The sequence below is a fragment of the Acinetobacter sp. CIP 64.2 genome, from assembly GCF_000369645.1.
Lineage (GTDB): Bacteria > Pseudomonadota > Gammaproteobacteria > Pseudomonadales > Moraxellaceae > Acinetobacter.
Genome location: NZ_KB850122.1, coordinates 237017 through 261614, shown reverse-complemented (window position 1 = coordinate 261614; position 24598 = coordinate 237017). Strand labels below are relative to the sequence as shown.

The 24598-nt window shown below is 39.1% G+C and carries 20 protein-coding genes and 1 pseudogene; 4 read left to right on the top strand and 17 right to left on the bottom strand.

Annotated features, from left to right (window positions below):
• The first annotated feature begins 6 nt into the window (after positions 1-6).
• On the top strand, positions 7-555 hold the full coding sequence (locus F895_RS09845; protein ID WP_005241216.1) for a VOC family protein: 549 nt from the start codon (positions 7-9) through the stop codon (positions 553-555).
• Positions 556-836: 281 nt separating this feature from the next.
• Positions 837-1616 carry an IclR family transcriptional regulator gene (locus F895_RS09850; RefSeq protein WP_005241213.1) on the top strand — a complete coding sequence of 260 codons (780 nt, stop codon included), beginning with the start codon at positions 837-839 and terminating at the stop codon, positions 1614-1616.
• Positions 1617-1678: 62 nt separating this feature from the next.
• Here the strand turns inward: F895_RS09850 and hppD are convergent, their stop codons facing one another.
• Positions 1679-2734: a 4-hydroxyphenylpyruvate dioxygenase gene (hppD, locus tag F895_RS09855; RefSeq protein ID WP_005189102.1), complete on the bottom strand. Its 1056-nt coding sequence runs from the start codon at positions 2732-2734 to the stop codon at positions 1679-1681.
• Between the two features lie 475 nt (positions 2735-3209).
• On the opposite strand from hppD, the gene F895_RS20160 reads away from it, so the two are divergent.
• Entirely contained in the window at positions 3210-3443 is a 234-nt protein-coding gene (locus F895_RS20160) for a hypothetical protein (protein ID WP_005241208.1), read from the top strand.
• Positions 3444-3823: 380 nt separating this feature from the next.
• Positions 3824-4570 carry an IS5 family transposase gene (locus F895_RS09865; protein WP_004912080.1) on the top strand — a complete coding sequence of 249 codons (747 nt, stop codon included), beginning with the start codon at positions 3824-3826 and terminating at the stop codon, positions 4568-4570.
• A gap of 59 nt (positions 4571-4629) precedes the next feature.
• Here F895_RS09865 and F895_RS09870 read toward each other — a convergent pair whose 3' ends face one another.
• The 16 genes and pseudogenes from F895_RS09870 to F895_RS09940 all read right to left on the bottom strand — a co-directional run bounded on the left by F895_RS09870 (position 4630) and on the right by F895_RS09940 (position 24596).
• Positions 4630-5160, bottom strand: a complete 531-nt coding sequence (locus F895_RS09870) for a DUF2247 family protein (RefSeq protein WP_005241206.1) — start codon at positions 5158-5160, stop codon at positions 4630-4632.
• Positions 5161-5223: 63 nt separating this feature from the next.
• Positions 5224-5607, bottom strand: a complete 384-nt coding sequence (locus F895_RS09875; protein WP_005241203.1) for a hypothetical protein — start codon at positions 5605-5607, stop codon at positions 5224-5226.
• A 16-nt stretch (positions 5608-5623) separates the two neighbouring features.
• Complete coding sequence (locus F895_RS09880) at positions 5624-6559, bottom strand: EndoU domain-containing protein (RefSeq protein ID WP_416202041.1); 936 nt, start codon at positions 6557-6559, stop codon at positions 5624-5626.
• 3 nt (positions 6560-6562) lie between these two features.
• Positions 6563-7042: pseudogene (locus tag F895_RS20465) on the bottom strand (VENN motif pre-toxin domain-containing protein); the annotation flags it as partial.
• A 158-nt stretch (positions 7043-7200) separates the two neighbouring features.
• Positions 7201-7512 carry a hypothetical protein gene (locus F895_RS09885; RefSeq protein ID WP_005241199.1) on the bottom strand — a complete coding sequence of 104 codons (312 nt, stop codon included), beginning with the start codon at positions 7510-7512 and terminating at the stop codon, positions 7201-7203.
• Positions 7513-7643: 131 nt separating this feature from the next.
• A complete protein-coding gene (locus F895_RS09890) occupies positions 7644-7979 on the bottom strand; it encodes a hypothetical protein (RefSeq protein WP_005241196.1) in 336 nt (111 codons plus the stop codon).
• Between the two features lie 10 nt (positions 7980-7989).
• Complete coding sequence (locus tag F895_RS09895; RefSeq protein WP_227501369.1) at positions 7990-8478, bottom strand: hypothetical protein; 489 nt, start codon at positions 8476-8478, stop codon at positions 7990-7992.
• Positions 8479-8520: 42 nt separating this feature from the next.
• Positions 8521-8709: a hypothetical protein gene (locus F895_RS09900; RefSeq protein ID WP_005241194.1), complete on the bottom strand. Its 189-nt coding sequence runs from the start codon at positions 8707-8709 to the stop codon at positions 8521-8523.
• A gap of 63 nt (positions 8710-8772) precedes the next feature.
• Positions 8773-9273, bottom strand: a complete 501-nt coding sequence (locus tag F895_RS09905; protein ID WP_005241193.1) for a hypothetical protein — start codon at positions 9271-9273, stop codon at positions 8773-8775.
• Positions 9274-9288: 15 nt separating this feature from the next.
• A complete protein-coding gene (locus F895_RS09910; RefSeq protein WP_005241192.1) occupies positions 9289-10317 on the bottom strand; it encodes a polymorphic toxin type 47 domain-containing protein in 1029 nt (342 codons plus the stop codon).
• Positions 10318-10404: 87 nt separating this feature from the next.
• Complete coding sequence (locus tag F895_RS09915) at positions 10405-10713, bottom strand: MafI2 family immunity protein (RefSeq protein WP_005241191.1); 309 nt, start codon at positions 10711-10713, stop codon at positions 10405-10407.
• Between the two features lie 64 nt (positions 10714-10777).
• Positions 10778-11248, bottom strand: a complete 471-nt coding sequence (locus tag F895_RS09920; RefSeq protein ID WP_005241190.1) for a hypothetical protein — start codon at positions 11246-11248, stop codon at positions 10778-10780.
• 166 nt (positions 11249-11414) lie between these two features.
• Positions 11415-11672: a hypothetical protein gene (locus F895_RS09925; protein ID WP_005241189.1), complete on the bottom strand. Its 258-nt coding sequence runs from the start codon at positions 11670-11672 to the stop codon at positions 11415-11417.
• Positions 11672-12043: a hypothetical protein gene (locus F895_RS09930; protein WP_005241187.1), complete on the bottom strand. Its 372-nt coding sequence runs from the start codon at positions 12041-12043 to the stop codon at positions 11672-11674. Before F895_RS09930 ends, F895_RS09925 begins: the two co-directional genes overlap by 1 nt.
• Positions 12044-12282: 239 nt before the next feature.
• The gene (locus F895_RS20270; RefSeq protein WP_005241186.1) at positions 12283-12897 is read right to left on the bottom strand and encodes a hypothetical protein; all 615 of its coding nucleotides are present in this window, start codon (positions 12895-12897) and stop codon (positions 12283-12285) included.
• Positions 12894-24596: a two-partner secretion domain-containing protein gene (locus F895_RS09940; RefSeq protein ID WP_005241184.1), complete on the bottom strand. Its 11703-nt coding sequence runs from the start codon at positions 24594-24596 to the stop codon at positions 12894-12896. The genes F895_RS20270 and F895_RS09940 overlap by 4 nt, the downstream gene beginning before the upstream one ends.
• Between the last annotated feature and the right edge of the window lie 2 nt (positions 24597-24598).

Genomic DNA, 24598 nt, shown 5'->3' with positions numbered 1-24598 from the left:
TTTAACATGAGCTTTGCAATTAAAAAAATTCACCACGTGGCTTATCGCTGTAAAGATGCCAAAGAAACCGTGCAATGGTACAAACAAATGCTGCACATGGATTTTATCTTGGCGTTTGCAGAAGATCATGTCCCATCGACCAAAGCCTTTGACCCGTATATGCATTTATTCTTGGATGCAGGTCAAGGCAATGTATTGGCCTTCTTTGAGCTACCGACCCAACCAGAAATGGGCCGTGATGAAAATACACCACAATGGGTGCAGCACATTGCTTTTGAAGTCGAAGACCTAGATGCATTAATGACTGCAAAATCACATCTTGAAGAAAATGGGGTTAAAGTTTTAGGTGTAACCAATCATGGTATTTTCCATTCGATTTATTTCTTCGATCCAAATGGTCATCGCCTTGAACTGACCTATAACGATGCACATGCCGATGCCAAGATTGCAAGGATTACCGAAGAAATGAAACTGGAAATGCTGGAGGAATGGAGCCGTACCAAACGTGCCCCACACCACACCCACTTCTTACATGAAGATGAACTCGGTGCATAAATCCAGTTCCATGAAATTGGCATTAGCGTTGTAAAATGCTAATGCTTTTTTTATAGTCTAAATTTAAAACATCGACCTGTTTTTACTGTATCTTGCACCGCTCAAAATAAAGTGCAATATGTCTAAAAACAATTGTATGCTTATACAATTCACCGATTTGATTCATTTAAAAAGATGATTTCTATTTTGCCCAATGCTCAGGCATTATGTGCTGATTGTAAATTGTCCAAAATTGACAGCAAACAAACATTGCAAAAGAGAAGCAGCTTAAGGGTTATTGAATGATTGAAGAAAAGTTATCTGGTGGGGTTCAATCCCTTGAGGTTGGCTTAGCCGTGCTCAATGCCCTTTTAGAACACAACAAACCGATTATTTTAAAAGATCTATCCAGCAAACTGGATATGCACCCTGCCAAGGTACACCGCTATCTGGTCAGTCTGATTCGCATGAATTACGCCAAACAACTTACCGATGGTCAGTATGCCTTGGGTGATCAGGCGTGGCGTTTGGGTCTGAACTGTATCCAACATACCGATGTGTTACAGCTGGTTCAGCACCTGATTTACGAATTACAGAATAAAATTGGTTGCGGTATTCAAATCAGCAAATGGTCGCCTAAAGGGCCTTTAGTGGTGCAATCGATTGAATCTAACCACCCGATTTCAATCGTGACCAAAGTCGGCTCAATCATGCCGTTGGTGAATTCAGCAGCAGGTCGTGTGTTTGCCTCTTATATGCCTGAAGCCGTAATCAAGCCGCTGATGCAAGCGGAATGGGAAAAAGCGGCTCATCACCATTATCCGATTAAACCGACTGATTGGGATGAGTTTCTGCTACTTAAAGAAAATGTATTGCAGCACGGCATGTCGATTGCTCAAGGTGATCTTCTGGTCGGGATCAATGCCGTTGGTCTACCAATCTTTAATGCGCATCATTCCATGGAATTTTGTATTGTGGCACTGGACAGTGAAATGTTTTTCTCGGTTCATGAAGGTAGTGAAAACTTAGAGCTGTTTAAACGTGAAGTTGCAGCAATCAATCAATATATTCAAACCCGTTAATTATTCATCCATAAAAAAGCCAAGAATTGAATTCTTGGCTTTTTTATTTCATTTGAATGTAATTACTTTGCTTCTAACACACCACGGCGGATCTGGTCACGTTCGATGGATTCAAACAATGCCTTGAAGTTGCCTTCACCAAAACCATCATCATCTTTACGTTGAATAAATTCAAAGAACACTGGCCCAAGCATGTTTTGCGAGAAAATCTGTAACAGCAGTTTTTTCTGGCCATCTTTGGTATTGCCATCCAGTAAGATACCGCGTTTTTGCAGTTCTTCAGTTGGCTCACCATGATTTGGTAAGCGCTCTTTCAACATTTCATAATAGGTTTCAGGCGGCGCTGTCATAAACTGCATGCCGATCCCTTTTAACTTGTCCCATGTTGAAAGCAAGTCATCGGTAATAAACGCGATATGCTGTATACCTTCACCATTGAAATCTGCCAAGAACTCTGCAATTTGACCATTGCCCTTGTCTGAATCTTCATTCAATGGAATACGAATCATGCCGTCTGGCGCAGTCAAGGCTTTAGAGGTTAAACCTGTATATTCGCCTTTGATGTCAAAGTAGCGAATTTCTTGGAAGTTAAAGATTTTTTCGTAGAAGTTCGCCCAATATTCCATACGTCCTTTATAGACGTTATGGGTTAAATGGTCGATTTCGTTCAGGCCTGCACCTTTTGGATTTCTGTCCGCATCATCAAAGAAAACGAAGTCATTTTCATAGATATCACGGTCAACCAAGAAAATTGGCATGCCACCAATTCCTTTAATCGCAGGGATATTGAGTTCCATTGGCCCAGCTTGTGAATACATTGGCTCTGCACCAAGTTCCACGGCTTTGCTAAATGCTTTGGCTGCATCGCGAGTTCTGAAACCCATTGCACATGCCGAAGGGCCATGTTCTTTAAAGAAGAATGAAGCATAAGATTCAGGCTGGTAGTTCAAGATAATGTTGATATTACCCTGACGCCATAAATAAACTTTTTTAGATTTATGCTTTGCGACTTTGGAAAAACCGATGGTCTCAAAGATCTGATCTAATCCGTTTTCCGTCGAAACAAATTCAATAAAAGCAAAACCACATAGTTCTAATGGGTTATCTAAAATGTCCATCTAGTTTCCCTTATTTAGATAAATTCATCCGTTTCATGCTCTGCATAGGTCTTATTCTTCAATTGCTTAAAAAGCTGTCTAAAAGCATCAACCTATACATGCGTTATCAGAAAAGGCGACAGGTGTTTTTATAAGTATGTAAAAGCATCCGTGTTTAAGCCCTTTCCGTCCATGAGTCAGCCAAATGAAGAAATCATCGTTCTTGATCTTGGCTCTCAGCTATAAATTCATGCTACAAGAAAGTTTTAATTTATGCAATACATAATTAAATTATGTTATGTGTAATTTTATTGGTTTTTTACTTGAACATAAAGGCCACTATTAAAGAAGAAATCGGTGTATTGCTAAATCAGACCATGGTCTTGAGTGCTTCAGAAATAACAGGGCTCAGGCCAAAAAAAACTGTCTTAAATCTTTAACAAAGTTCGATTAGTTTAAGTAACTAATGTCTTTAAATGAAAGAGATGATTGAGCAATGACCCATACTCTGATCTTCGAACAGTTGACTCAACTGATTGAAAACTATAGTCACGAGCACAGTGGCAGGCCACAAAAGATCTTGATTGGTTATAAAGCCTATTATGACTTGATGGGAAATTCGAGTTTTGCCACAGAGGTTACAGAATCGGCATTAAACCCCAATAAAAGAAAGTATAAGAAGATTAAAATTAAAGTCACCAAAGATGATTATCAGCTTGAGCTAGAATAGTGTTCTGACTTACCGTTAAATCTTTAGCTTCTTTTCCATACAAAATTCTCAGCAAGTAATGGCGCTGCAGCCTCAGCACCACTCGCAGTAGGTGCGGACAAGCCTGCCGACACCATATCTAATAACACACCCGCTTTTTGCCACTGGCTAGCATCTTTCCTAAAAATTTTTACTCTATTTTTCCAGACCAGAGGCAAAATCTATACATAAAAAAAGCCGCATTTGAAATACGGCTAGAATTAACATTTTATAACTACTTTCTTTAAAATTCTAAAAACACTCAATGACTGTTAAAATGATTAGGGTGTGTTGACACTTTTAGCTTAAAAAAATAGCGAAGTAGTAAAATCAAATCGCCAAACCCAATTTTACTATTCGCTATGCCTCGTACCATGCTGACAGATCAACACTGGCAAAAGTTGAAAACTATTTTGCGTAATTTATCTATTCATCACAACTCAAATTTACGTAATTTTATTGAAGCTATTCTCTATAGAATTAGAACAGGCTGTCCGTGGCGAGATATTCCTTCCTATTTCGGTCAATCAAACTCTATTTTCAAACGTTTTAATCGTTGGTCAAGCAGCGGTAAGTTGCTTAGATTATTCAAATTATTAGCATCATGCCCCGATATGGAGTGGATTTTTATTGATGGCTCTCACGTACGTGCTCATCAACATTCTGCCGGTATAGCGAATCAATCCATTTCTAAAAGTGTAGGAGGAAACTCCTCAAAAATACATTTGATTGTTGATTCACATGGCAATCCTATTGATTTCATGATTACCGATGGCACTACACATGACATCAAAGTTGCACCTGATTTAATAGCAACATTAGATTTAAAAGAGACAGAAGTGGTATGCGCAGATAAAGGCTATGATTCAGAACCACTGCGTGAGCAGATCAGAAAAACAGGAACAAAAGCGAATATACCAAAGAAAATAAATAGCCAATCGAACAATGATCATATGGACTGGTATTTATATAAAATCAGGCATTTAGTTGAAAATATGTTTTGTAGATTAAAACAATTTAGAGGGATAGCTACTCGATATGACAAGCTCAAAAGAAATTATCAAAGTGCTGTTGCCTTAGCCTGTATATTTTTATGGCTACCTTTATAGGTTTAATTATGAACAGTAAATGTCAACAGACCCTAGTTACATAAACAAAATATTTATACTTAACACACACTCTCTTTACTTAACTCCAGCTTCAACCAATCATAATTAATACAAATCATTTTTTTATAATTTTCTTCTGTATAATAATCAGAAGCATCTACATTATTATTTACACCTTGAATCATATGTGGTGAATTCTTTGGCTGCCCCCAATCAATCCAAAAATTTGATAACTCTAATAGGCCATATACTGGGTCTAAGCTCAGCCCGTTAAGCTTCAAGTCCAAACAAACTAATAACCACTTATGAGTCGAGTTTGAAATATCAATATTTAAAGTATTTACTACTTTGCTCAACAAATTCAAAATATCATCTCTTGAAGTATCATTATCTATAATTAACAGCTCATTTAACACTTCAGATAATTCGTTACCAATATCCTCCGTCTTTAGCAAATAATCTTCTACAAAACCACTTACCATCTCATTACTTAAACAACCATATTCTGGAACTCCTACATATCCAATATAGATAGTTCCAAAATCATCAAAATTAAGCTGTTTAAGTTTTTCATATGCTTGAGTTATCATGGTTTAGTTGGCACCCCTGTAATTTTAGCGGCTCTTAATTACCCACTCAAGTTTTATTAAAAATTATATTTCCAAATAAATATAACTTTCTAAATCCGGAGGTGCTCTATTAAAATCCACCCATGCATTTAAAATATCCCTAAAACTATCTAAAGATAAATAAATATAGTATTCATCATCATAGAGTGAATATAGCTTAACTCTACCATCAGTATATTCACTCCCCCAAGCATCACGATCCCATATTGTGGAGTTACAGCTATTTTCAACTTCCTTAAATATTTCAACCCCTTTTTCTAGCCAAGTGATTGAATTTATTCCTGCATCATCAGTTAATACACCCTGCAAACAATTAATTGTCTTTTCATCTACACATTTAATTTCAACTGCAGGCATTAATTTATGTTGTTCCACATCATCAAAATACCAATAAAATTTTATCTTCATATATAGCTCCAATCTTCTATTGCATCGGTGGTTTTGGATAAACAGTAGTTTTAGGTTGTAAATAACCAGTAACTTCAACCCCACTTGGTGTTTTTCCTTGCCACATATTAGGTTTGTTAGGAACAGGCTGACGATTCTTATAGGCAGCATCTACCTCAACCTTAAGCCTATCAGCAGACCAACTATCTGGGAACATAGTTGAAACACCTCCATTATTGGTCTTATTCACATATTGTCCAGACTTATCGGATACTGCAACTCTAGCTTGGTAAACTCCATTTTTATCTGGCTTCCCTATAACTTGCAGAACTTTAACATTTCCAGTTGCTGTAGAATGCCCGCCAACAACACTGCCATTTGGTTTGACCTCTGCACTTAAAATATGTCCATCGAAATCAATCGGGGCTGTTACTTGATTTACTCGTTTGCTAGCTTGCTGATTAATAACCCTATCATTTGGTTTACTAGATAAATTTTCCCCCTTAGGATTATTTTTAATTTTATCTAAGGCTTTCTTTTCCTCATCAATAGAATATGTTTTAGATTTCCCACCAGATACGCCATTCACTTGAACATTCAGATTCGGATCAAAATCTGCTTTTAGTCCTAATACAATTTTCCCACCTTTTTTCGCTACCGCAACTGCACCACCACTCAATAAACTAGATAAGGTATTCAAAACAGCTGAAGTTTCAGCCTGACCTAGTTTCTCAAAATCAGCTAGACTATTCCCTGCGATATTCCCCTTAGTAATCGTCACGCTAGTATCCCAAATATTTCCTGGTATTTCTTTTAAACCAAGTAATATTGCTTTTGCTGTGCCTTGCGGATCATTTTTTAAAGCATCATAAAGCTCTTTTGGTACATTTGGGAGGTTCTTAATGTCTTCTACAAACTTCGAGAGCGCTTGATCTTGACCTTTTCTATATGCAGCCTCTTGTCTTGCGTCCATGTCTTTATATTCTTGCTGACATTTTGCACTCCAACAAAGTACTGCATGTTTCATATCCTGCGTATATGAGGTTTTATTATTCTCCACCGCATTCTGGGCAGACTGTCCACCTTGAACTGTACTTGATACATCACCTGTGGTTGCACCAACAGCGCTCCCTGCCAAACCGACAATAGAGCTGATTGTAGATTTCTCACTTGCAGTTAAATCTTTGGCTTTCTTACCATACAAATACTCAGCAAGTAACGGCGCCGCCGCCTCAGCACCACCCGCTGCGATACCCGCGCTCAATGCATTATTACCACCTGTCGCGGCAACTGCTGCACCTAAAATCGTATGAGCCAAGATATGCGCTGCACTACCTTCAGCATCTTTACCCTTAAAGTACTGACCAATTTCATAGCTTGCCGCTGGACTCAATGTCGAGGCTGCAATACCTGCACCACTCGCAGTAGGTGCAGACAAACCTGCCGATACCATATCTTCTATTTGGCAATTGATAAATATAAAAATATTTTCGATCTACAACCTTATAAAATAGCTACATTCTTACTTCACCATTTTGCATTAAAATTATATTTTCCGAACCAAACCTCTTTTTTATAATCAGGGAGTTGTGCAGCCTCTCTTTTCATCTAAGTTTATATTTTGCTTTTAATGAACTTTAGTTTAGAAAACAAATTAATCGCATCTTCATCACGATCTAAAATATCATCTAACAAATTGTTTTCAGCCAAAGCCCAATGCAGTAGCATAAAACTACTATTACCATCACTACCAATATAAACCACATCAAAACTAAATTTAGGATCAATAACTTCAACATCCTTCTGACGAAATGCAGCTATACTATCCTCACCAACGGCTATACCATAAAAATAAATATCCTTATTATAATGATATAGACCATAAACATTTACTTCTTCACCATACTCTTTATCAATTACACGCATAAAATAGCTCACTTCAATTTACTTTTTTGTTCAGACAAAGGTTTACTAACAATTTTCATGTCATAAACCTTTTCTTTCACACTATTTTATCTGCCAATTTTTATATATTTCTCAAGTATTAAAAACAGCATCTAAAAAAAGAAGAAAACAGCTGTTTTATTTTCTATGGCTGTTAAAATAATTTTTTTTATACTACACCACAGCTCCTCCAAACCGCTATATTTATAGGAATACTCTATTGTCAAATCTAAAGCCTTAGGCAAGTCCTCATAGGAAATACTTTCATCTTCATAGTTATCGATTAATAACCCTAGATGCTTATTTAGACAATTAAAATAATCAATTTTTTCTAAAGCCTCATAATCACTTTGGGAAATATTTAACTCTATCAGATCCCCTTCAATATTTTCATCAAAATCTAATCTTAATTTAGCTTGTTCGGATATAGGGGCACAAATGGTTTTCATGATCTTGTTCCTAATAAGTTACTTTATCAATTTTAAAATGAGTTTCCTCATTATATTCAGCTTGCGACCTACCAGACTTCTTACCATTTGGTAAAGTCTTGTTGCTTGGAACATTCCCATTCAAGTCTAAATACTTCCTTTTACCTTTTAAAGATGGATCAAAGACTCTAAAATACCCCCCTTTTGGATCATCTTTCGCCTTTAAATTAACTTTGTTCGGGTCATAACCAAACAATCCATTATTTTTTCTCTGTGCATCTGTAGCCTGAAATGCCTTAACCGCAGAACCATTTTCAATGATCGGCTTGCCATTATTGTCGGTGAGAACTTTACCTGACATTGAATTAATTGTTTCTGCCGCAAACTTCATATTCGCAATATGTCTTTCTAGACTTCTGTCTGCTGTATTCGCGCCAGCTTGATCCCATTGGCCTGCCATATTTAGCAGTTGCTCACGCCCTTCTGTATCAACTTTTCCGTAAGCTACATTATATAACATCGTATACCAGTAATTATAACTATCCCGATCCATTGGACCATTTCAGCTAGCTAATTCTGCTGCCTTTTTCTTAAGCATAGCAATTTCATCAACATGCAATTGTCGGTTATTTGAGTCAACATTAATCGCTGTACCAATGCTGCCAGTTGACAATCCTGTCGATGCACCTACACCTGTCAGTGTCAGCGTACTCACCCCATTTGCAACCAACTTAGCAGTATCTGAACTCATGCCTTTCTCAATTAAGGCATTGGTCACATTATCTTCGAATTGGTTAATGGTTCTGCTAAAAAATTAAAACCTCCAATTTCCTTTAACATTTTCAACCCATTTTGCAGCCTCCCCTCCTCCCATTAACACCTCATCATCCCCCCAAGCTAAAATAAATTCATTTGAGTTATCGAATATATAATAATTAAAGTTATAAACTTGGGATAAAATCACCTTTAGATCACAAAAATTTTTAAATTTAACCAACCTATTATAATCTTTAAAATCAAATGAGTAAAACACTTCACCAATATTATCAGGCAACAACTCTAAGAGTAACTCTTTGTTACCCGCACCATTAGGTAAGTGTTTACCATTAATTTTTTGTCTATCTAAAAATTCACGGATAGGAATTTCTTTTAAATTATTTCGATTGATAGATAACTCAAAATCTTTCAAACTATATATAGAAAATAAACTATACAACTTTTCTTGACTTTTATTTTCTGAAAGTATTTCATAATTAATACTCATTGAATCAGCCACTTCAAAAAAATCTTCTACAAAATAAATTAAACTACTCATTAAGTTAAATTCCCATCACTTTTTAGGCTTATCTTTGCTACGGTTAAAATCAACTTCATCTAAGAAAATATGACCAACAATATTTTTTTTACCAGGTGTTTGCCAGCCCACATGATTTGCACCAGGTGTACCTACACCATCATGGCCTAAATCTATACTTACTTCAGCACCACGATTCTTACCTGATGTTACTCTATATTCAGTAGGGAAACTTTTACCATTTTTATCTACCCCCCATTTAGTAACACTGAACTCATTTTTGGAAACTCCAGTCTTTGCAAATGCTAATTCAATAGCATCCTTTGTTGAATAGTTTTTACCTCTTAAGTCCAAATCAATACCTTGTTTAAATTCATAACCATTTTTATTTGGGGAATGTTGTTCATTCGGTTTCGAAATTTTTAAACCTTTTACACTCCCCATCGCCCCTACAATTGCAACAGCTGTAAGCTGGGCTGTTTGATCGTCCATTCCATATTTTGCTTGTAATTGCTTTGCAATTTCAGTATTAACGACAATACCTTCAGCGTTAATTTGTTGGAGATATAAGGCGCCTGGATCTATATTTGGCAGATATTTAGTTGCATTTCCTATAGCTTCTTTAACCTGATTTCTTTGAGTTAAAATAAACTGATAGTATGTTTTACAAGCAGAAGGTGACGTCGAACAAACAGCTACTAATTCTTCGTCCTGTTTTAATGCTAAGACTCTATATTTTTCTATAACTTGATCACAATTTCTATTCTTATTACAGGACTGCATTTCATCCTTGTAAGAATTTACCTGTTTCACTGTTAAATAATTATTCTCCACTGCATTCTGTGCAGACTGTCCACCTTGAACTGTACTTGATACATCACCTGTGGTTGCACCGACTGCACTACCTGCTGCACCTAAAATCGTATGCGCCAAGATATGCGCTGCACTGCTTTCAGCATCTTTACCCTTAAAGTACTGACCAATTTCATAGCTTGCCGCTGGACTCAATGTCGAGGCTGCAATACCTGTACCACTCGCGATAGGTGCAGACAAATATGCCGACACCAATCTTTCCAGATCAAAGGTGAACTCTATCTATAAAGCTGCTTGATATTAGCTGAACCGCTTGAATTCTAACTATATAAACACATGTCATTCCTTTTTACGATAAAACTCAACCAATATATTAAAATCTTCATCTTTAAGATATTTCCCCGCCCCAATCACTATTTCACAATTAATATCGTAGTCTTCAAAATCTTCTTCATCACCCATTAACATTTCAAAATCAGGCATGATCTCAGATTTAATATCATCTATCTCATCCTGATCCTCTACTTTTAATAAAAAAAATACAGTTATATCTTTTTCATTTACTGCAAAATAAATCCTTTGAAAGTTATCAGAAATTTCACCTAAACAACTACGACTTAAAAAATATGTAATTTGAAAAATATTCATAACTTCACCTATTTTGGACCTTTAGGACTTGCTGGAACTATACTAACTTTTTTAGTACCCTTAATTAAAAATAATTTGTTGCTGACTCAAAAGATTGACCTTCCTTATTTTTTGTTGCGTATACTCCTTTTACTCCATCATATTTAACAATAGGCTGACCTTGTTTGTTATAGCCAACTATTTTTACTTCTCCTTTGTGAAAAGCATCTAATACTTTTTGCGCTTCTTGAGTATTGTTAAAATAACTTCCATGGCTATGTTGAGCATCATCTTTGATATGCTTTCTCTGGGATTGTGCAACTTTAGGGTCTATTTGACTCTTTAATTTTTCATAAGCCTCAATTTCTTTTGCTTTTTGATTAAAGTCGTTGAAATTAGAAGCCTCTCTGGCTTTTTGATTCTCAGCTATATTTGCTTTAATCATTTCTTTCTGCTTAACAACCTCACTTGTTTTTTCTAATGTCTTTAATTCAGAGACATTATTAGCCCCAAGCTTTTTAATACTCGTTGCACTCAATCCCAAACTAGTAAACACTTCTGCTTGAGTTCTTTCAGAATTTATTATTTTCTCAAATAATATACATCTTTAAAAACCATCACAACTTTAACAAACACATAATTCATATTTTAAAAATAAAAAGCACACTAATAAAAGTATGCTTTTCCCAAAACTCATAAATTCAAAACCATACCACATAGATTCAAATTAAAAAATCCAAAATACCACCCTTGTATATACTATAGTAACCATCCTTTCTATCAAATACAACCAACATATTACCATTCAAATAATATGTGTAATAATAACCACCAATCCCTTCAATTTTATATCTTTCATTATCTCTCAAAAACCCCTGCACATCATTTATTTTTATATTAGTATTCCGCTCTATCTCATCATTTGAAAAAATATTCACAAAAAGACTATGAAATATGAAACTATCTATATTATCATACATCAATAAATCAACTTCTTTATCATCATATATATACCACCAGAATCATTTTCGATACACAGCATATCACTAAAACCAAGACCAAAAAAAACTGTATTATTTGGCACGATTTCTTGTGAAGCAATTACATCATTTTCATAACTATTATTATAATGTCTAATATAATAATCTTTAAATTTTTTAAAGCTACAATCCGTGAATCCTTGCGATATCAATTTCTTACTATTACCATAATTTATTAAAAAATTACGATGCTCTGATCTTAAATTTAAACTATATAGCTCTAAGAAGTTATCAACCTCCTGTTCACTTACTCCTTCAATATCAGAACAATGTAATGTAAAAAAATTAATTAAATCTATTTTATTCATCATGGCTTTTTAACCTCTGGAACTTTCAATGTACGTTTACCTTTCATAGCAGCAACTTTTTCTGCTTGAGTATTCGATTTGAATTTATTATCAGCATTTATTATTTTCTCAGATAATATACATCTTTAAAAACCACCATAACTTTAACAAACACATAATTCATATTTTAAAAATAAAAAAGCACACCAATAAAAGCATGCTCTCTCCAAAAAATCATAAAGTCAAAACCATACCACTTAGATTCAAATTAACAAATCTAAAATACCACCCCTGTATATACTATAGTAACCTTCTTTATGGTCAACAACAATCAGCATATTAGCATTCAAATAATATGAATAATAATACCCACCTAAACCTTCTATTTTATAGTCTTTATTTTCACTAATAAAATCTTCCATATTTTTTATTTTTATATTAACATTTCTTTCTATTTTTTTATCTGAGAAGATATTCATAAAAAGGCAATGAAATATAAAACTATCTACATTATCATACATTAATAGATCAGGATCACCATTGTAATATATATAAATATTACCACTTGCACTTTCTATACTTAATGACTCATCTGAAAAATCGTGCCCAAAATACACCCCCCCTTCTTTGGGTATTTCATCTCCTATATACTCTTCTAAATCAAATATATGTTCTTTAAAATTATTAAATGTACAATCGGCAAACCACCCTTTTACTAATTTTGTACTATTCCCATACTTAATTAAATAGTTACGATGTTCAGGTCGCAACTTTAAATTAAATTGTACTAAGAAGTTATCTATTTCCTCTTCATCTACTCCTTCTATATCAGGGCAGTGTGATGTAAAAAAATTAATTAACTCTGTTTTATTCATCATGGTTTTTTAACCTCTGGAACTTTCAATGCACGTTTACCTTTCATAGCTTCATTACTATAAATACCTTGATTATGCGGTAATCCACATGTTTCACAGAAATCCATTTGATTTAAACTTAAACCTTTTTGATCTATATTTTTAGGGTAAGGATTAGGGCCTGCACCTCTCCATAACGCGGCAAAACCAGTAATTTGGCTCGCATTTTTTCCTGCTGCAGTTGCACATTTGGGCTCACTACAATTCCCTAAAGAATTTCCTCGTGATAAATCTGAAGGGTCCACTCTCATTAATCCTTGTTTTTCATCCAATGTCGCAATACCAACTTGATATTTACCTTTACCATATTCCTTATCTAATTTCTTTTGTAAATTGCCAATTCTTTCTTTTGTACCTTTAGCATCTAATTGTCCTGATATACCAACACTTACAGTTCCATCAGCATGAGTCATAACTGTAACAGAGCTTGCTTTATCTTTCTTAATAACACCATCCATAGCCTTAATCACCCGCTGCCCCTCAATATCTGCTAGTTTAGTTCTGTACGCATCATCAAATACATTAATACTATTCTTAAATGGTTGAGTTACAGGTGAAATATTCCAAATATCATTAGTCACATTTACTGCTGAACCACCTTTTGGTACCTTAGTTCCACCTAATACACCTAATGCCCCACCAATCACAGCTCCTTTAATATCACCATCTTGGCCAGAGCCAACCAGAGCTCCTATGGCTCCTCCAGCTATCCTACCTAACCCAGCTCCACTTAAGAATTCCGCCCCAGTCAAAACATTTGGTGCCACATCATTTATAAATCCATTACCTTGAGTATGATCTGCTGGCAACAAAGAGTGTTTAGGTAAATTAGTCAACAACCCTAGATTTTGCTTCTGCTCTTGCGTTAAAGCATCTTTATATTGAGGATCTGTCTGCTTAAAGTAGAAGGAAGCCGCAGCATCTTTTAGTTGAGCTTTAAGTTGCTGACATCCTAATGATGTTGGGTTTGAACCGCATACCTCGATTATTTTAGCATCTGTAACTTGATCTTTTCGTTCCAATAACTGCAACGACAGCTCTAATTGACTAATCTCCGCACTATTACATTTTTTTGATTGATTACATTGAGCTAGTTTAGCTTTTGTTTGTTCTCTACTAAGTGCCTCTTTATATGTAAGATAATTATTCTCCACCGCATTCTGCGCAGACTGTCCACCTTGAACTGTATTTGATACATCACCTGTGGTTGCACCAACAGCGCTCCCTGCCAAACCGACAATAGAGCTGATTGTAGATTTCTCACTTGCAGTTAAATCTTTGGCTTTCTTACCATACAAATACTCAGCAAGTAACGGCACCGCCGCCTCAGCACCACCTGCTGCAATACCAACACTCAAGGCATTATTACCACCTGTCGCGGCAACAGCTGCACCTAAAATCGTATGAGCCAAGATATGCGCTGCACTACCTTCAGCATCTTTACCCTTAAAGTATTGTCCAATTTCATAGCTTGCCGCTGGACTCAATGTCGAGGCTGCAATACCTGCACCACTCGCAGTAGGTGCGGACAAGCCTGCCGACACCATATCTAATAACACACCCGCTTTTTGCCACTGACTGGCATCTTTCCCTGCGGCTTTTAACTCATCAATCTGCTTATTGATTTCAGACTTAGCTTCTTGACGATTGGCATCAAACTTCTTGGTCACATCCATCTGTAGATTAATTTCTTTCTGAACCTTGTCCTTATCAAACACATTGTTCAGAGCACCACTGTTCTCACGCGCTGTATCCGTCGTAACATCGGTTAAAATCTCAGATTTAATCTGCTCCGCAGTTTTTCCTGTCAGTTGCTGCTGACCTGACTCATTAGTGATGGTGATATTTTTCGTATTCACTCCACTCTTGGTCACACTACTGTCTTGATCACTGTCCAGACCAAACCCTATCGACTTGCTTACACCCACTTGGCTTGAAGCATGCCCGTCAATCTTATTCGGCTTCGACAGTACCGTATCCGCTTGCTTTTCCCCTTTGCTGTTGGTTGCTCCAGCATTGAAGCCAGCACCCACCGAAATACCTTTGGCATCATACTCACTGACATTTCGCAGCTCAGAATGCGTCAATGTTCCCGTACTGAGGCTGTTTTTATTCTGCGTCTCGGCAAGTTGAGTCGAAGTAATGATTGCACCTTTTAAATCAGTATTGTCTTTGACCTTGATCTGATAACCTTCATCACCTGCAAAAATCCCAGATTGCTCACTAACCGAAACATGATTGGCATTGATATTGGATTTGCTTGCACTGATTGAGGCATTGCCACCACCACCCAAGCCAACACTGACTTGTCCGGAAATATTTTGTTGCTTGCTCTTATAGGTTGCCTTGTCTTGCAAACTCTCAATATTCAGTTCTTTGGCATCGATCTGTACCGCTTTGCCTTGTACCTGACCACCGATTATATTCGTCGCATTGCCGCTGCTAATACTGGTCAGGCTATCTTTGGAACCAACATGGCTATTGACATAGCTGGTTGATTCGCCATTGCCTTTACCCTTACCCAAATTACCACCTGCCGTAATGGCTGGCCCAGTTTGATTACTGATAGCAACACCCGCATTCCAGCCCGCACTCTTGTTGCCAGATTCTTCCTTGCTGTTTTGTTCAGCCGCTTTGATATTCACATCTTGATCGGCCGCCAAATGTGTACCCTTCAAGCCCATCACATCAGAACCAATAATATTGATATTGGAATCTTTGCCTGCGCCTGTAGCCACAATATTGGTTTTGCCGCCCGCTGAAACCGTACTCTGACTCGCGGTAGTGCTTTCCGAACGGTTAAACTCGGTATTCTTTTGCTGACCGTAGGTCAGGCTCACACCCACTTCTACCTTACCTGCATTGTTAAGATCACTCGCAACATCAGCCAATTGTTTCAGTGACTGGCCAGCCTTATAGCTGTCAAATCCAGCATTGGCTGCGGCCATCGCATTGACCCGATCTTTTTTGCTTTGCCCGACCTGCTTACCACTCTCCAGTGCTGTTTGAACGTTGGAGACCACAGGTACATTCACAGCAAGGGTTAAGCCTTTTTGTTCCATCTCATGTTTATACTGACTGGTACTTTTTTCCTTAGCCGCTTCAATCGTGACTTGCTGCGCCAAGATATTGACATCACCCTGTTGGGAAGAAACGGTACTGCCAGTTTGCTGATAGTTTTTACCGGCCACAATATTGGTGTTGCCGTTTAGACTACCGACCATTGAACCACTGTTGGTATGTTGGGTTTGCTCCTGCTCTGTTTTTTCTTTTTTAGAGCCGATACTCACTCCCAGACCGCCACTCGACATCAAACCAGATTTCTTGGTTTGGGTATTATTGATGTTGAGATAACTATTTTCAGCTCCCTTAATCTCAATATTTTCTTTGGCCTGAATCTGAGTCAGTTCATCCGATACCACCTCACTGCCTTGAATCTTGATATTTTTCGCGTCCAGAACAACTTTTTTGCCGTCAATGGTACTCGCGATTGCTTCATCACGCTGAATACGAAGCTGCCCTTGTTCAGTTGAACGGCTTAATACGCCCTTGCTTTCTATTTTATAGCCCTGTTCGACATCGGATCGATTACGGCCCTCAACAATATCCAGTTGTTGCTGTGCGGATAAAATACTTGATCCTTGTTCACTTGAAATCTGTGAACCTTTCACCTGAATGTTCTCAGCCTGTAAACGGGTATCACCTTGACTCTTAATTACAGAGCCGATATCTCGCTGTTTTTTATCAAAGTTATAATTATCTGCATCGGCATAACCGTGGTTATTGAGCTCAGTCTGAAGCGTACCGATATTCAAATTGCCCTGCGTTTTAATTAAGCTTGAACCATTTTCATTAATAATCTCAGCCCCTTTAATCGTTGCATCACCACCGACACGAACCGAGATCGAAGTTTTGAGGTTTTCTGAATCAATTGTTTTAATCTCTGAAGGTGCTTTGGTATAGATCCCTGCCACACGATCAATACCGGTACGGGTAAATACGCTTTCCCCAATCTTGTTTTCACTGCTTTGGGTTGAACTGCTTAAGTTGAGATTATTCCCCACATTTAAGTCAACCTTGTCCTGAGCATGGATTTGCCCACCAATAATATTGAGATCTTTTTTAGTGGTTAATCCAACTTGGTTGGCTTGGATGCGACCATTTAGTACATCAATATTTTCAGCATTTAAAACAACTGCTTGACGCCCAGCTATAGTCCCTGAGTTAATCACATTGTCTTTAACATCCAACTGAATCGAATCCGCTGAAATCAGCGTACCATCGCCTCTCAGATCACCGACACGTGCTTTCACATACACCTGTGGAACAAGGGCTTTGGTGCTGCTTCCATCTGCTAAAATAATGGTTTTCTCTTCGAGCCAGACAATATCACTGGTGAGCTGAGCAATCTGTTCAGGGGTTAAAGCAATCCCTGGCTGTAATTTGTACTGCTTCGCAAATGATGCACCATTATTCATCAAGGCCTTATATTGATCTTCATCTGAACCATAGCCATCAAGGAAACGTCGGCCCGTTAATTTTGCAACCTGATCTTGCACCAAACGCTGTTCATAATAACCGTCACCTAGACGTTTTTGCTGTAATGCAGGGTCTAAACCGAGCGCTTTAATCATATGGTCTGACGAAAGCCATTTCTTATAATTGGTAAAGGCCGGGTCTGTTTCAACCAAATGCTGAGCTTGGCTGTCTTTCGTGGTAATCAACAAGGCATTGCTAGGCAAACGAATATGATCTTGTGTAATGGTTCTTACCGTAACGTCATCGGATTGATGAATCGCGGATGCATCTTTTTTCACTCCATCTAATTGAGTGCTTTTAACCTCATCAACATTTTGTTGCTGTCCACCCTCAAGCTCTGCTTTGCTGTCAACATTTAATGCATTCAGTCCATCAGGTTTCTTGATCGTCACGTCAAGGTCTGAAGTGACTTGACCTGCTTTGACATCAATCTGCTGGTTTTGGCTGTGTTGATTGTCTCGTTGCGCTTGATTGCCCGTTTGTGCCTGATCAACGTGTTGCTGGATGGATTGCTGTTTAATATTCTCAGTCGGATTGGTTGATGTATTCAGCGTATGTTCTTTAATCTCACCTAAACGGATCGGTTGTGTGGTCACAACATCGGAAGGTTGATAATTAACTTTGCCTCCCCACTTATGTTTATGTTTGGTTCTTAGCTTATTCCAACCCACAGAGTGCCATTGGCTGGTCCCGTTTTCAACTTTATCAATAGTGCGTAAATCAGTGCTCTCATTGGTTATCGAACCAATACCATTCAAGATAGACTGACCCACAAGTACCTGACTGTCCTTATTCAGGAAATTTGCATCAGGTGAAAAACTCAGATTACCACCTGCAATAATCTGTCCAGGACTGGTGGACTGGACTTCATCTGCACTATGAACTTTGGTAAACTCGTATTTGGTCCAATCCTCACCGATTTCACGCGTTGCAGCGCCACCTTCTACGTCTGGGACAAATAGGATCGCATTGCTCAAGCCACGTTTTGATTTTCCTAGGCGGACATCTTTTGAGTCCCATGTTTGCCCATCTTTACCGTATTCAGTTACGCTTTCCCGCTTTTTCTCAATCAATTGAATGACCAGATTTTCATTCATATTTTCAATACGATGAGCGCCTAAATGCATATCTCCAATCGATTCAATGACCGCACTGCCATTGTAGATTTTATCTGCACTGCCTTGTGCTTTTAGGTTACTGTCTAGGCTGCCACCGATATTTAAATTACCAGCACTGAAAATCCAGGCATTGTCTCGCCCATTGTCCTTGACCTCGCCACCTGAACGGTTATTCAACGTTCCGATACCAAGATCCATATCTCCACGAGAAGCAATGACTGCGCCTGTACCTGCAAGATTACTCTGGTTATCTAGCGTATTGGCCTGAATCGCAACATGTGTACCATAAATCCGCGCACCATCATTCCAGACACGATTTGCCTGAATATGGGTCAGGTCACCCCCATTAATCAAACCTTGGTTATGTACTGTGTTTTGAGCAAGCAAATGCAGTTCATTTGCTGAAATAGTTGCATCTTTCTGGTTATCAATGTTTTGTGCATTCAGCATGATTTTCTGACCAGCCGTCAACTCAGACTGATTGATAATATTCTTTTCCGTACTTAACTTGAGTAAGCCATTTGCACCGATTTTTCCATCTTGAGTATGGGTAAAATCTTGTTTTAAATCAATTTCAACATTGCCTTCACTGATGATTTTACCTTGGTTAACCAACTCATTGGCTTGAATATCTAACTGATTTTTTGCCAGTAGCTCACCACCGGTATTATCGATATTCAGACCTTTCTCCGCAGTGCCAATACGCAATTGATTTAAACTGCTTATAGTTCCGGCCTGATTCTTCAACTGGGCTTGAATATTCAGTTGAGCCTGATCATTGGCACGAATCACACCAGATTGGTTATCTAAGCGTTGTGCATGAAGCTCAATATTTTTTGCGTTTAAGCCGCCAGCAACCTTGCCATCTTTGGTTTGGCTGTTGATCACGTCATTGGCATGAATTGTCAGCTTTTCACCCGCCGTAATCTGGCTTCCAACCCCACTGTTATCAATATGATCTATGCTTAGATTAAGATTTTTTTGTGCTTGCAGCGTCCCCGCATTATTCTGAATTGCTCCACCATTCTGCTGTTGCTGAATGTTCAGATCAGTCTGGCTCATGATTTGCCCAGCTTGATTGCTAATATTCTGAGCAGTGATCTGTTGGGTATCCATTGAGGCAATATAGCCCTTCTGGTTTTCAAGTGTCGAAACATTCAGATCAATCGAACCCTGACTGAGAATCCCGCCTTGCTCACCAGAGTTATTGTTCAGCAAGGCCTGCTGATGGGTATTAATTTTAACAGACTGCTCGGCTTGAATCAGACCGGCTTGGTTATCCACAAGCCCTGTATTTAAGTCAACCGTTTTTGCCAGAATCTTACCTTGTTGATTCGTTAGCTGTTGCTGTTGGGTATTAATACTCAACTGATTTTTTGCAGCAATTTGTCCAGTACGGTTATCTAGTCCAAGCGAATTCAGAGTTAGGTTCTGCCCAGCATAAATATCACCTTGCTGGTTAATCAGCTGCCCTTGTGCATGGACATTCAGATCTGCATTTTCCGAACGAAGCGTGCCTTCCTGATTATTCAATGTGCCAGTTTGAATATCTAGATTCTGCTTGGCTGCCAAGACACCTTTATGATTATCAATGCTGCCTTTGACATTGAGCTGAGCTTGGCCTTCAGCAAAGATCTGTCCCTGCTGGTTTTTAAGCTGTACCGCATCAAGCCCTAAATCTTGCTTGCTGTACACCACGCCTTGCTGGTTATCTAATACAGCTGCATTGATCTTTGCATCAGTGCCAGCAAAGATTTCACCCGACTGGTTGTCTAAATTATTTTGGATGTTGAGATCAAGTTGGTTTTGTTCTGAACGGATTTTTCCTGCATTATTATTTAATGCACCTGCATTTACTTGAAGCTGCTGATTCGCAACAACAGTTCCTGATTGGTTATTCAGTTGCTCGCTTACCGTCAGATTCTGCTGCGCTTTGGCGTATAGCACACCTTCGGTATTATCAATCTGCTGCGCATCAACCTGAAGCGATTGACCTGCAACCACTTTACCTTTTTGATTCTGAATATTCTTGGCTTTGATCTCAAGATTCTTGGCTGCAGAAATCTCACCAGATAAATTATTTAAATCATTTTGGACATTGAGCGTTAACTGCTCTTGCTGGGAACGGATTTGTCCTGCTTCATTGTTGATCGTGCCTGCCTGTAGATCAGCTTGTTTCTCTGCGGCAATCGTTCCTTTTTGGTTGTTTAACGATTCCTTGGCTGTCAGCTCCAACTGTTCGGCTGCATAAACAACACCCTCAGTATTATCTAAGCTCTTGAGCTGTAATTTGCTCGATCCACCCGCTTGTATTTTGCCTTGTTTAGAACTGACATGCTGTGCAGTTAGGTTTAGATTTTTAGCTGCCGCAATTAAGCCAGTATCATTTTCAACGTCCTGGTTGATCGTTAAATTCAGATCGGCATTTTCTGAACGGATTTGCCCTGCATGATTCAAGAGTTGGTTGGAGGTCAGATTCAGCGCTTGCTCGGCTGCAATCACCCCAGCACTGTTATCCGTAGTCCCTGCGACATGAAGATCCAACTGTTTTTTGGCGTAAATGGTTCCAGATTGGTTATTCAATTGTGCAGCATTCAACACGGCGTCCGAACCTGCAATCAGTTTCCCAGTCCGATTATCTAACTGCGCTGTATTCAGTTGCAAAGCCTGCGCTGACTGTATGGTTCCAGCCTGACTGTTGAGCGAACCTGCCACATTCAGGTTCACACTCGCTTGTCCAGATTGAATCTGCCCTTTTTGGTTATTTAAATCTTGTGCCTTTAACGCTAATGCCTGTTGTGAAGCAATTAAACCCTGCTGATTATTGAGCCCTTGTTTGACCTCAATATTGAGTTTTTTATCGGCATAAATCGTCCCTGACTCATTGTTCAGATCAGTTACACTTAGATCCAACTGGCCATTACTCAGTATTTTCCCAGTCTGATTATTCAGGCTTTGTGCCTTGATGCTGCTATTGCCAGCGGCACTGATCTCACCTTCACGGTTATTCAGTTGTTTATTGACTGTCAATTGAAGTGAGCCATCTTCGGCTGTTTGCAGCATTTGGCCTTTTTGATGGCTTAGACTGTCGGCACGCAGTTCAATACTTTTAGCTGAGGTGGTCGCACGGTCGAGATTGGCCGAACCCAGTTCAAGCTGCATATTGCCATTGCTTTGAATCTTGCCTTGCTGACCTTGTAAATCTTGTGCAGTAATCTTGAGCTGCTGATCTCCCGCATGCAGGATAGCACCGTCTATCGAGCTCAAATTCTTGGTCTTGATTTCGGTATGGGCAGCATTGCTGATAATTTTCCCTGTATTGTTATCAATACGCTCTGCAATATTCAGAGCAAAATCACCTGTGCCCGTATGCTGGATCAAGCCTTTATTGTTATTGAGTTTTTGGGTATCGAGTTGAATGTCTGCGGCACTGTATTGTCCTTCCTCATTTTCAATACTTTGGCTGGCTTTTAGATTTAACTGTTGCTCGGCAATGAATTTGGCACGATTGGTCTTTAATTCTGTTGTCTCAACCTGAATGTTCTTGGCTTGCGCTGCACTATCACTTAGATCGGCCGTTTTGCTAGCCTTGACCATGACGTCTGCACCAGCCAAGAGTTTGCCTGCAATTTGTAGATCTTGTGCCGTGATCTCAAGCGTGGCCGCATCGTTATTGAGTTTACCATCAGCACTCAGACCAGCTGCCCAAATACTATCGGCATTGCTCTGAATTTGTTCAGCTTGAACCTGAATCTGATTTTGTGCTGCCAGTTGCCCATGCTGCTGTAACTGACTGACATGCAACTGTGCCGAGTCCCCCGCGTATATTTGCCCTGTATTGTTCAATTGCTGGCTTTGAATATTCAGGTTTTTCGCAGCAATGATATTGCCCGCTGTATCTTTACTGATGCCATTCTCAATGTACGTGGCTTTTAGCACTAAATCTTTGCTTTGGCTTTGAAGCATGCCGCTTTGGTTATTGATCTGCTGCGATTCAATACTTAACTGCTGCCCTGAAATTTGCCCCGCGCTGTTATCGAGCCGATCCGCCTTGATTGCAACATCTTGCTTGGTCGATGCAATTACACCTTTCTGGTTATTCAGTTGCTCCGTTTGCAACTTGACATTGCTTACTGCAAGCAATTTCCCTTCTTGGTTATTGATATTCTTGCTGTCAATCTTCAGTGCCTGTTGACTCTGAATACTACCCGCTTGGTTATTTAACTGTTGTGCGCGAATATCCAAGGCTTGAACCGCGTTTAACTGGCCTTGCTGGTTATTGACCTTGCTGGCTTGAATATCAATCTGGTTGGCAGAGAGCTTACCGCCTTGGTTTTCAAATTCCTGCCCTGCAAATTTCAATTCAGGCAGTTGTAATTCCCCACCGGTATTGTTGATCTTGTCCCGAACCGTCAGGGTCAGATCATTGTTATTGCTGATCTTACCGCTTTGGTTGTTGAGCTGATTTTCAACCTGAATCACGCCATCGGCAAAGGTTTTCGGCTGCACATCGGTCGGTGCAACCACCTCAACCTTGCTGGCATCCTGTGCACTACTGTTTTGTCCCGGATTTTTAACAGTTGGCGGTGCTGTATTATTGTCTGAACCACTATTGCCATTTGAACTGTCTGCGACAGCCCGACCAATCCGACCTTGCTGGTTGTCTAGACTTTGGGCAGTAATATTCAGCTTGGAGCCACCGACTTGTTCAATTTGGCCTTTCTCATTGCTGAGGTTTTTTGCAGTTAAATCAATACGGCCTGCATTGATGACCCCTTGATTGTTATTAATATTACCTTTGGCATCGAGCTTGACTTCATCCATACTGGCAATCAGACCTGCATTACTGATATCTGTTGCCTGCAACTGAATTTTATTGTTGGTACTACTAATATTGCCAGTATTGCTAATATTTTGTGCCTTAAGCTCGATTTGATCTTTAGCGGCGACAATATTGCCTTGGTTGATTAAATCCCCATTGGCATTGAGCTTTAAAGTGGATTCAGTACTACTGATCGAACCCGCATTACGTACGCCAAGTCCTTGTTCAGTCCCGACCAAGAAAATCTTGCCTGCGTACATCCCCCCCAGTTTTCCAACATCCAGTGCAAAACCGGACGGGTTGCTGGATGCACCATTGCCATTTGGGTTTGGGCTGTATTGTGGTGTGGTCTGGTCTTTAACCTGAATATCATTTTGGCCTAAAACTACATTGAGTTCTTTGGCATATAAACCTGCATTGACTTTCAATGCCTGCGTATAGATATCGGTAAATGGTGTCAAACTACCATTTAAGCCTTTACCTTCGATGGTCACTTGCCCTTCACGCACGCGGAAAGATTCAAGATAGCCTTGATTCATCACCGCTTGGCCCGTGGTTAAGGTAAAGCGATCTGCATTGATCACGCCACATCCATCACAGACCAAGCCTGCTGGATTGGCAATCACCACCTGTGCCGACTTGCCTGCAACTTCAAGGTAGCCTCTGAGCTGACTCGGGTTGCTGCTATTCACTTCATTGAGAATAACTTTAGCTTCACCCCGTGCAAGGTTACTATTGCCCTGTACCCAACCGCCAATCTGGGTTTGGGTATTATTGCGCGCATTGTTTAAGATCGCACCTTCTTGGCCGACATCAAATTGCTTATAGGTATTCCGCGATACGCCACCTGCACTCGGGGTCTGGATATTCACCTGAACCGTACCATTGGCAGAATTGAGAATTTGCGGTTGTTGATTGGCTGGTGCCGAACGGTCTGCAATAATCTGGGTGTTGGCAATACTGCTTAATGGCATGGTATAGACTACTGCACCCAACAGACTAATAACAGCAAAATTGAGTGGATTCAGTTTCTTATAAGCATGAACAGCCGATGTCTCAATGCCATCTGTTACCGTGGAACCACTTTGTCCCGCTGTTTTGCTTCGGCTTTTTACAATTTCAGCAACCGCTATAAACATGCCACGTGCTTGGCTAAAAATAACGCGATATCGATTCTTATTCATAC